This is a genomic window from Mycobacterium sp. MAC_080597_8934 (assembly GCF_000523975.1).
In the GTDB taxonomy this organism is placed as follows: Bacteria; Actinomycetota; Actinomycetes; order Mycobacteriales; family Mycobacteriaceae; genus Mycobacterium; species Mycobacterium avium.
Genome location: NZ_JAOS01000042.1, coordinates 123,653 through 132,266, shown reverse-complemented (window position 1 = coordinate 132,266; position 8,614 = coordinate 123,653). Strand labels below are relative to the sequence as shown.

5 protein-coding genes and 2 pseudogenes are annotated in these 8,614 nt (G+C 68.5%); 6 read left to right on the top strand and 1 reads right to left on the bottom strand.

The window, feature by feature from the left end; all coding sequences use genetic code 11:
- The first annotated feature begins 184 nt into the window (after nt 1-184).
- Nucleotides 185-2,068 (top strand): tyrosine-type recombinase/integrase, encoded by a 1,884-nt coding sequence (locus tag NF20_RS20635; protein ID WP_255343486.1) that lies wholly within the window; start codon nt 185-187, stop codon nt 2,066-2,068.
- Nucleotides 2,058-2,519 (top strand): DUF6262 family protein, encoded by a 462-nt coding sequence (locus NF20_RS26715; protein ID WP_007172469.1) that lies wholly within the window; start codon nt 2,058-2,060, stop codon nt 2,517-2,519. The genes NF20_RS20635 and NF20_RS26715 overlap by 11 nt, the downstream gene beginning before the upstream one ends.
- Here the strand turns inward: NF20_RS26715 and NF20_RS20630 are convergent.
- A pseudogene (locus NF20_RS20630) lies at nt 2,512-2,802 on the bottom strand (transposase); the annotation flags it as partial. The gene NF20_RS26715 and the pseudogene NF20_RS20630 sit on opposite strands and share 8 nt — an antisense overlap.
- Nucleotides 2,803-2,856: 54 nt before the next feature.
- On the opposite strand from NF20_RS20630, the pseudogene NF20_RS20625 reads away from it, so the two are divergent.
- The 4 genes and pseudogenes from NF20_RS20625 to ettA form a co-directional block, all read left to right on the top strand.
- Nucleotides 2,857-4,080, top strand: a pseudogene (locus NF20_RS20625) (glycerol-3-phosphate acyltransferase); the annotation flags it as partial.
- 20 nt (nt 4,081-4,100) lie between these two features.
- Nucleotides 4,101-6,176 (top strand): bifunctional copper resistance protein CopD/cytochrome c oxidase assembly protein, encoded by a 2,076-nt coding sequence (locus NF20_RS20620; protein WP_033717450.1) that lies wholly within the window; start codon nt 4,101-4,103, stop codon nt 6,174-6,176.
- A 199-nt stretch (nt 6,177-6,375) separates the two neighbouring features.
- Complete coding sequence (locus NF20_RS20615; protein ID WP_003875830.1) at nt 6,376-6,858, top strand: single-stranded DNA-binding protein; 483 nt, start codon at nt 6,376-6,378, stop codon at nt 6,856-6,858.
- A gap of 78 nt (nt 6,859-6,936) precedes the next feature.
- The gene (gene ettA / locus NF20_RS20610) at nt 6,937-8,613 is read left to right on the top strand and encodes an energy-dependent translational throttle protein EttA (protein ID WP_023898120.1); all 1,677 of its coding nucleotides are present in this window, start codon (nt 6,937-6,939) and stop codon (nt 8,611-8,613) included.
- The last annotated feature ends 1 nt before the right edge of the window (nt 8,614 follow it).

Here is an 8,614-nt window from a genome sequence, read left to right as displayed (position 1 = left end):
CCATCTGGCCGGTGGAGAAAGGCGGGTCGCCGGATGACCGACGGCGTGGCGGCGACCGCTGATCCAGAGGTGATGGGGTACCGGCCGCTGCAATCGTGCCTGGTGCCCGTTGCGGCTTCGGGCAGCATCGGTATCGGTTGTGCTACACGCATTCCCACGCCTGGGACAAGGCGGACGCCCAGTGGTGGATCGGTGGAAGCCGGACGTGGCCGGCACGCCGGCAGCGGTGTGCGCCATCCCGGGGTGCATGTTGTGGGCCGAACTGGACGCCGGGTGGTGTCATTCCCACCACCGGCGGTGGCGGCTGCGTGGTCGCCCGTCGGCGGCGGAGTTCATCGCCTACTGCGCCAGCTACGGCGAGGATCGCTTCGACTTGCGGCCGCTGCGGCCGCAGTTGCGGCTGGAGATCGGCTACGCGCTGCAATGCCGCGTCGACCTGAACCGAACCCGCACCACACCGCGATCGATCAAGCCGCTGCTGGACCACTTGTCGGCAACCGGGGCCGAGTCGCTGCTGGATCGTCCGCTGGCCGACTGGCTGGCCGGGCTGCCGGCCGCGGCGTCGGTCAACACCCCGCGCGCGTTCCTCGGTTACGCGATCGAGTGCGTGCTCGATTTGCGCGACGGGACCGGCTGGGACAGCGAATACCAGCGTGACGTGTGGCGGCTACGGCGGCTCGGTGTTTCCGGCCATGACGGGGCCAAACTGGATTTCACTGCGGTGCACCCAGTCTGGCTTCGAGAGCTGGCCAAACGATGGTGCCGGTGGCGCATGTCGTGCGGAGTCGGGCTGGGGCAGCTACGCAGTGATCGCCTCGCGCTCGTTCGTTTGTCGCAGTTCATGCCCGGACTAGCGAGCTCGTCGGGCCCGGGTGCGCTCGAGCGGGCAGCGCTGGAGGCCTACCTGGCTCGACTGGCCGTTGAGATCCCACAACCGAAGACCCGCAGCGCCGAGATCGGCTGTGTGACCGGGTTTCTGAATGCCGTTCGCCAGCACCGGTGGGCATCGCTGCCGGCCGAGGCGCAGCTGTATCCCAGCGACCAGCCCCGCCGTGACGAGACACCGGCACCGCGGGCGATTCCCGAGTTCGTCATGGGCCAGTTGGAAAGCCCGGCCAACCTCGACCGGATCAGCGACCCGCGGATCCGGCTGCTGGTGGAGGTCCTCATCCGCACCGGCCTGCGCATTGGCGACGCCACCCGGCTGGCGCTGGACTGTCTGGTTCGCGACCCGCAGGGCGCGGTCTATTTGCGCTACCGCAACCATAAGATGCGCCGCGACGCGGTGGTGCCCATCGACGACGAACTCACCGCCATGATCCAGACGCAGCAGGAGCGCACCCGGCAGCGGTTTCCAACCACCGCCGTGTTGCTGCCGCGCAGCAGCGCCAACCCCGACGGACGGCTGCCCATTCCCACCGTGACGTTCCACCTCCAGCTCGGGCAGTGGCTCGAAACATGTGGTGTCACAGATGAACTCGGTCAGCCAGCGCATATCACCGCTCATCAGTTCCGGCACACGGCGGCCACACGATGGATCAACCATGAGGTGCCGCAGGAAGTGGTCCGACGCCTGCTCGACCACACCAGCCACACCATGACCGCCGTGTATGCCCGATTGGCCGACACCACCATACGAGAGCAGTGGGAACGCGCCCAGAAGATCAACATCCACGGTGAGCCGGTCGACATCACCGTCGACGGGCCCCTCGCCGATGGCGAGTGGATGAAGCAGAACCTTGCACGCGCGAAAATAGCGCTGCCCAACGGCTATTGTGGTCTGCCACTACAGAAATCGTGCCCGCACGCCAACGCATGTTTGACTTGTCCGCTGTTCATCACGACCGCCGAATTCCTACCCCAACACCGCAAGCAGCTCGATGACACCCGCACGTTGATCTCGCGTGCTCAAACCGACGGCCACACCCGCCTGGCCGAGATGAACCACACCGTCGAAACCAACCTGCTTACCATCATCGCCACCCTCGAAACCGACCAACGCGACTGCCGGTGCGCTGCAGCGGGCAGCGAAACATGCTGCGGAAAGGAACCATCCGATGCGCCATGACAACAGCCACTACCTCCTCGCCGCTGCCCAACGCCGCCGCGCCGACACCCTCCAACGCGCCCGGCAAGCCCTGCAGGAACTCGGCGAAACCGGCCAGCGGCGCACTATCACACAGATCGCCGCCCTCGCCGGCGTCTCCCGCTCATGGCTGTATGCCCAGCCCGCACTGCGCGACCAACTCCGCCGACTGACCGCCATATCGGAGACGCCCGAGCCGGCACCACCTGCCCCAGTCGAGCGCGGCTCCGACGCCTCCCTGCGCCAACGCCTCACCCTCGCACACGAACGCATCCGCGAACTCGACAACGAAAACCGTCAACTACGAAACCAGATCGCACTCCTGCACGGACAGCTCCGCGCCAACCGCATCGCCGACACCCACATCACGGACACCGTCCACGACACAAACACCCAGATCACGCCCCCAAACAGTCGAGCCCGCCCAAGATAACGTTGGCACGCTTGAGTTCTCGGATCTCCTGTTCGAGTTCCTTCACCTTCTTCGACTCCGAGGTCGTCACCCCAGGAGCCAGGCCTTCGTCGATGTCGACCTGACGGACCCAGGTGCGCACCGATTCCACTCCGTAGCCGAGCTGGCGAGCGACCCGCTGCACTGTGCCCTGCTCGGTGCCCAGCTCCGCGCGCAAGGTGCGGACCATCCGCACCGCGGCGGCCTTCTCCTCGGCACTGTATCGACGTGTCGTCGGCTTCCCGGGCGACTGTTCCTTCGGCATACCTGCATCCTCGTTTCCAAGGTCAGGAGCCTCCGGGATTTCCAGGGCGTTTCAGACATTCTGCTGCAACCGGTTTCGATCAGCTTCGATCAGCTGCACGAGACCGCGGAGTACGCCGCCTACGCCCGCGGTGGTGAGAAGACGCCCGAAGGCGTGGGCTGGCTGTACAACTTCATCCGGGCGCAGGGCGAACGCAACTACGGCAAGATCTACGTCCGATTCCCCGAGGCCGTGTCGATGCGCCAATACCTGGGTGCCCCACACGGCCCGCTGGCGCAGGACCCCGACGCCAAACGCCTTGCGCTGCAGAAGATGTCCTTCGAAGTCGCCTGGCGGATCCTGCAGGCGACCCCGGTGACGGCGACCGGGCTGGTGTGCGCGCTGCTGCTGACCACCCGCGGCGCGGCGTTGACCCTGCGCCAACTGCATCACACCCTGCAGGACTCGCTGGATTACCTGGAACGCAAACAGAATCCGATGTCGACCAGTGCCCTGCGGCTGCGCTCGCCGGACGGTGTGCGGGCGGCGGTGGACGCGCTGTCCAACGGGCACCCCGTCACCCGGATCGACGGCGGCCGGGAGCCGGTGTGGCAGATCACGCCCGAACACCAGCACGCCGCGGCGTTCTACCGCAACTCGGTGATCCATGCCTTTCTGGAGACCTCCATCGTCGAACTGGCGCTGGCACACGCCAAGCACGCCGACGGCGACCGCATGCAGGCCTTCTGGGACCAGGCGATGCGGCTGCGCGATCTGCTCAAGTTCGACTTCTACTTCGCGGACTCGGCGACGTTCCGGGACAACATCGCCGAAGAGATGGCCTGGCACGACAATTGGGAGGACCACGTCGCCGCCGGCGGCGACGAGATCGACGCGCTGCTGTTCGACAAGCGGCCGCTGATGGCCGAAGCGATGCTGCGGGTGTTCTTCGAGGCCTACGAGATCGTCGCCGACGTGCTGCGCGACGCCCCCGCGGACATCGGGCACAAGGAACTGACGCAGCTGGCCCTGGGGGTGGGCCGGCAGTACGTGGCACAAACCCGGATCCGCAGCAGCGAATCGGTGTCGACCCTGCTGTTCGCCACCGCGCGTCAGGTCGTCGAGGACCAGGACCTGATCGCGGCCGCCCCGGACCTGGCCGAACGACGGGACGCGTTCCTGCGCGAGCTGCGCGCCATCCTGCGGGACTTCGACTACGTCGGCCGCATCGCGCGCGAGCAGTTCGTGGCCCGGGAGGCCAAGGCGCGCCGGGAGAGCCTGGACAGCCGACCGGGATAGCCGACCGCCCCGCCAATACCCTGGGGGATGACCGTCGCCCGCCGGCCGGCACCGCCTCGACCGAGGCCGTCCCGCAGCACCGCACGCTGGTGTGGCCGGTGCTGGCCGGCGTCGCCGTGCTGGCCGGCTGCACGGCCGCAGGGATCGGCACGCTGTCGCTGGCGAGCGCGTTGACCGCGACCGGGCTGCCCGACCCGGGCCCGGTGACCACCCTGGGATTGCCCTTCCTGCGCGCGGCCGGCGAGATCGCCGCGGTGCTCGCGGTCGGCTCCTTCCTGTTCGCCGCCTTCCTGGTGCCGCCGCAACCCAGCGGTGTGCTCGACGCCGACGGCTACCGGGCGCTGCGACTGGGCACCGTCGCGTCCGGGGTGTGGGCGGTGTGCGCCGCCCTGCTGGTCCCGCTCACCCTGTCGGACGTGTCCGGTCACCCCGTCGCCGACCTGCGCCCCGCCCAGATGTGGTCGCTGGCCGGTCTCATCACCACCGCCTCGGCCTGGCGCTGGACCGCCATCCTGGCCGCGGCCACCACGCTGGCCAGCCTGCCGGTGCTGCGCTGGTCGTGGGCCCCGGTGCTGCTGGCCGCGTCGCTGACGACGCTGATCCCGCTCGGCCTGACCGGGCATTCGTCCGCCGGCGGCTCCCACGACCTGGCCACCAACGGCCTGCTGATCCACCTGGTCGCCGCCGCCCTGTGGGCCGGCGGCTTGCTGGCCCTGCTGGCCTATGCGCTGCGCGGCGGTCAGGGCGGCGGTCACCTGGGCCTGGCGACGCGGCGCTTCTCGACCATCGCGCTGTGGTGTTGGGTCGCGATGGCGCTGAGCGGACTGGTCAACGCCGCGGTGCGGGTCCAGCCGAGCGACCTGCTGGCCACCGGCTACGGCCGGCTGGTGCTGGCCAAAGCCGCGGCGCTGTGCCTGCTGGGCGGCGTGGGTTGGCGTCAGCGGCGGGTGAATGTGGCGGCGCTGCAAGCGGTTTCGACTCTCGCGCGGGCGCGCCGCGCGCTGCTGCGGCTGACCCTGATCGAGGCCGCGCTGTTCGGCCTGACCTTCGGCATCGCCGTCGGGCTGGGCCGCACCGCGCCCCCACCGCCGCCGGCCCGGTTGCCCTCGATCGCCGAGGCCGAGATCGGCTACGACTTCGACGGACCGCCGACGCTGACGCGCATCCTGTTCGACTGGCGCTTCGACCTGATCTTCGGCACCGCCGCCATCGTCCTGGCTGGGCTGTATGTCGCCGGTGTGGTGCGGCTGCGCCGCCGCGGCGACCGCTGGCCACCGGGCCGCATGTCGTCCTGGCTGCTCGGCTGCCTGGTGTTGCTGTTCGTCACGTCGTCGGGGGTCGGCCGCTACATGCCGGCCATGTTCAGCATGCACATGGTGGTGCACATGTGCCTGTCCATGCTGGTGCCGATCCTGCTGGCGCTGGGCGCCCCGGTCACCCTGGCGTTACGCGCGCTGCCCGCCGCCGGCCGCGGCGATCCGCCGGGACCGCGTGAATGGCTGTTGGCCGCGCTGCACAGCCGGTTCTCCCGGTTGCTCACCAACCCCGTGGTGGCCACCGTGCTGTTCGTGGCCGGTTTCTACGGGCTGTATCTGTCCAACCTGTTCGACACCACCGCGAGCAGTCATGCCGGGCACCTGCTGATGAACCTGCACTTCCTGCTCAGCGGCTACCTCTTCTACTGGGTGGTGATCGGGGTGGACCCGACGCCGCGGCCGATCCCGCCGCTGGCCAAGCTGGCCGTGGTGTTCGCCTCGCTGCCGCTGCACGCCTTCTTCGGGGTGGTGCTGATGGGCACCCGGAAGGTGCTGGGCGCCGACTACTACCGCTCGCTGGGCTTCAGCTGGCACACCGATCTGCTCGGCGATCAACGGCTGGGCGGCGGCATCGCCTGGTCGGCGGGCGAATTCCCGCTGGTGATCGTCATGCTGGCGCTGCTGGTGCAGTGGGCGCGCAGCGACCGGCGCACCGCCAAGCGGCTGGACCGGGCCGCCGACCGCGACGACGACGCCGAACTGGCGGCCTACAACGCGATGCTCGCCCAGCTCGCTGGGCGGGACAAGCCGGGCGAAGGGTCCGCGACCGGTCAGGCGTAGTGGTACCGGGCCTGCAGGATCTGCAGGTCGTGAACTCGCCGATCCATCCACAGTCGCCGTTCCTTCCACAGGTTCGCGGCCCGGGGAGCGTCGGGCCCTCGCCTCGTCGGTGCCGACGGGCTTACTGGCGGCCATGAGAACGGTGACGCGCTCAGGAGCCCGTCGCCACGCCAGAGAAACACCAGGAAGGGATCAGCCCATGTTCGAAACCCCGCTGACCGTGGTCGGCCACATCGTCAACAACCCCGAACGACGCCAGGTCGGCGCCCAGGAGGTCATCAAGTTCCGCGTCGCGAGCAATTCGCGCCGCCGCACCGCCGACGGCGGCTGGGAGCCGGGCAACTCGCTGTTCATCAACGTCAATTGCTGGGGCCGGCTGGTCACCGGGGTGGGCGCCGCGCTGGGCAAGGGCGCACCGGTGATCGTGGTGGGCCACGTCTACACCAGCGAATACGAGGACCGCGACGGCAACCGTCGCTCGTCGCTGGAGATGCGGGCAACCTCCGTCGGGCCCGATGTGTCCCGCGCGATCGTGCGCATCGAGAAGCCCGGCTACACCGGTCCTAGCACCGACGAGGCCACCCCGGCCGCGGCGGAGGCGGCCGACGCCGCTGGTGAGGACGCCGATCGCGGCGACACCGTCGAGCCCGTCGACACGGGCCCGGTGCCACTGTCCGCTTAGCTGCGGGATCCGCCCACCGCGCGATGCCTAGGATGGTCCGCGAGATCACTCGCTAAATCAGAAAGGCACAACCGCGGCATGGCTGAGTTCATCTACACGATGAAGAAGGTCCGCAAGGCGCACGGCGACAAGGTGATCCTGGACGACGTCACGTTGAGCTTCTATCCAGGCGCCAAGATCGGTGTCGTCGGCCCTAACGGCGCCGGTAAGTCGAGCGTCTTGCGGATCATGGCGGGCCTGGACAAGCCGAACAACGGTGAAGCCTTCCTGGCCACCGACGCCACCGTCGGCATCCTGCAACAGGAGCCGCCGCTGAACGAGGAGAAAACCGTTCGCGGCAACGTCGAGGAGGGCCTGGGCGAGATCAAGGTCAAGCTCGACCGCTTCAACGAGGTCGCCGAGTTGATGGCCACCGACTACTCCGACGAGTTGATGGAGGAGATGGGCCGGCTGCAGGAGGAGCTCGACCACGCCGACGCCTGGGACCTCGATTCGCAGCTCGAGCAGGCGATGGACGCGCTGCGCTGCCCGCCGCCCGACGACCCGGTGACGAACCTGTCCGGTGGCGAGCGCCGCCGGGTGGCGCTGTGCAAGCTGCTGCTGTCCAAGCCCGACCTGCTGTTGCTGGACGAGCCCACCAACCACCTGGACGCCGAAAGCGTGCAGTGGCTCGAACAGCACCTGGCGGCCTACGCGGGCGCGGTGCTGGCGGTCACCCACGACCGCTACTTCCTGGACAACGTCGCGCAATGGATTCTCGAACTCGACCGCGGCCGCGCCTACCCCTACGAGGGCAACTATTCGACCTATCTGGAGAAGAAGGCCGACCGCCTGGCGGTGCAGGGCCGCAAGGACGCCAAGCTGCAGAAGCGGCTGAGCGAGGAGCTGGCCTGGGTGCGTTCCGGGGCCAAGGCGCGTCAGGCCAAGAGCAAGGCCCGCCTGCAGCGCTACGAGGAGATGGCGGCCGAGGCGGAGAAGATGCGCAAGCTCGACTTCGAGGAGATCCAGATACCGGTCGGGCCCCGGCTGGGCAACGTGGTGGTCGAGGTCGAACACCTGGACAAGGGCTACGACGGGCGCACCCTGATCAAGGACCTATCCTTCACCCTGCCGCGCAACGGCATCGTCGGCGTCATCGGCCCCAACGGGGTCGGCAAGACCACGCTGTTCAAGACCATCGTCGGGCTGGAACAACCCGACAGCGGCACCGTCAAGGTCGGCGAAACGGTCAAGCTCAGCTACGTCGACCAGGCCCGCGCCGGGATCGACCCGAAAAAGACGGTGTGGGAGGTCGTCTCGGACGGACTGGACTACATCGAGGTCGGCCAGAACGAAGTGCCGTCGCGCGCCTACGTGTCGGCGTTCGGGTTCAAGGGGCCGGATCAGCAGAAGCCGGCCGGCGTGCTGTCCGGCGGCGAACGCAACCGGCTCAACCTGGCGCTCACCCTCAAGCAGGGCGGCAACCTGATCCTGCTGGACGAGCCGACCAACGACCTGGACGTCGAGACCCTGGGCTCGCTGGAGAACGCGCTGGTGAATTTCCCGGGCTGCGCGGTGGTCATCTCGCACGACCGCTGGTTCCTGGACCGCACCTGCACGCACATCCTGGCCTGGGAGGGTGACGACGACAACGAGGCCAAGTGGTTCTGGTTCGAGGGCAACTTCGGAGCGTACGAGGAGAACAAGATCGAACGGCTCGGCGCCGAAGCGGCCCGGCCGCACCGAGTGACCCACCGGAAGCTGACGCGCGACTAGT

Coding starts and splice junctions, on each gene's coding strand:
- ettA (WP_023898120.1), top strand. CDS start 6,937: ATGGCTGAGTTCATCTACACGATGAAGAAGGTCCGCAAGGCGCACGGC.
- NF20_RS20615 (WP_003875830.1), top strand. CDS start 6,376: ATGTTCGAAACCCCGCTGACCGTGGTCGGCCACATCGTCAACAACCCC.
- NF20_RS26715 (WP_007172469.1), top strand. CDS start 2,058: ATGCGCCATGACAACAGCCACTACCTCCTCGCCGCTGCCCAACGCCGC.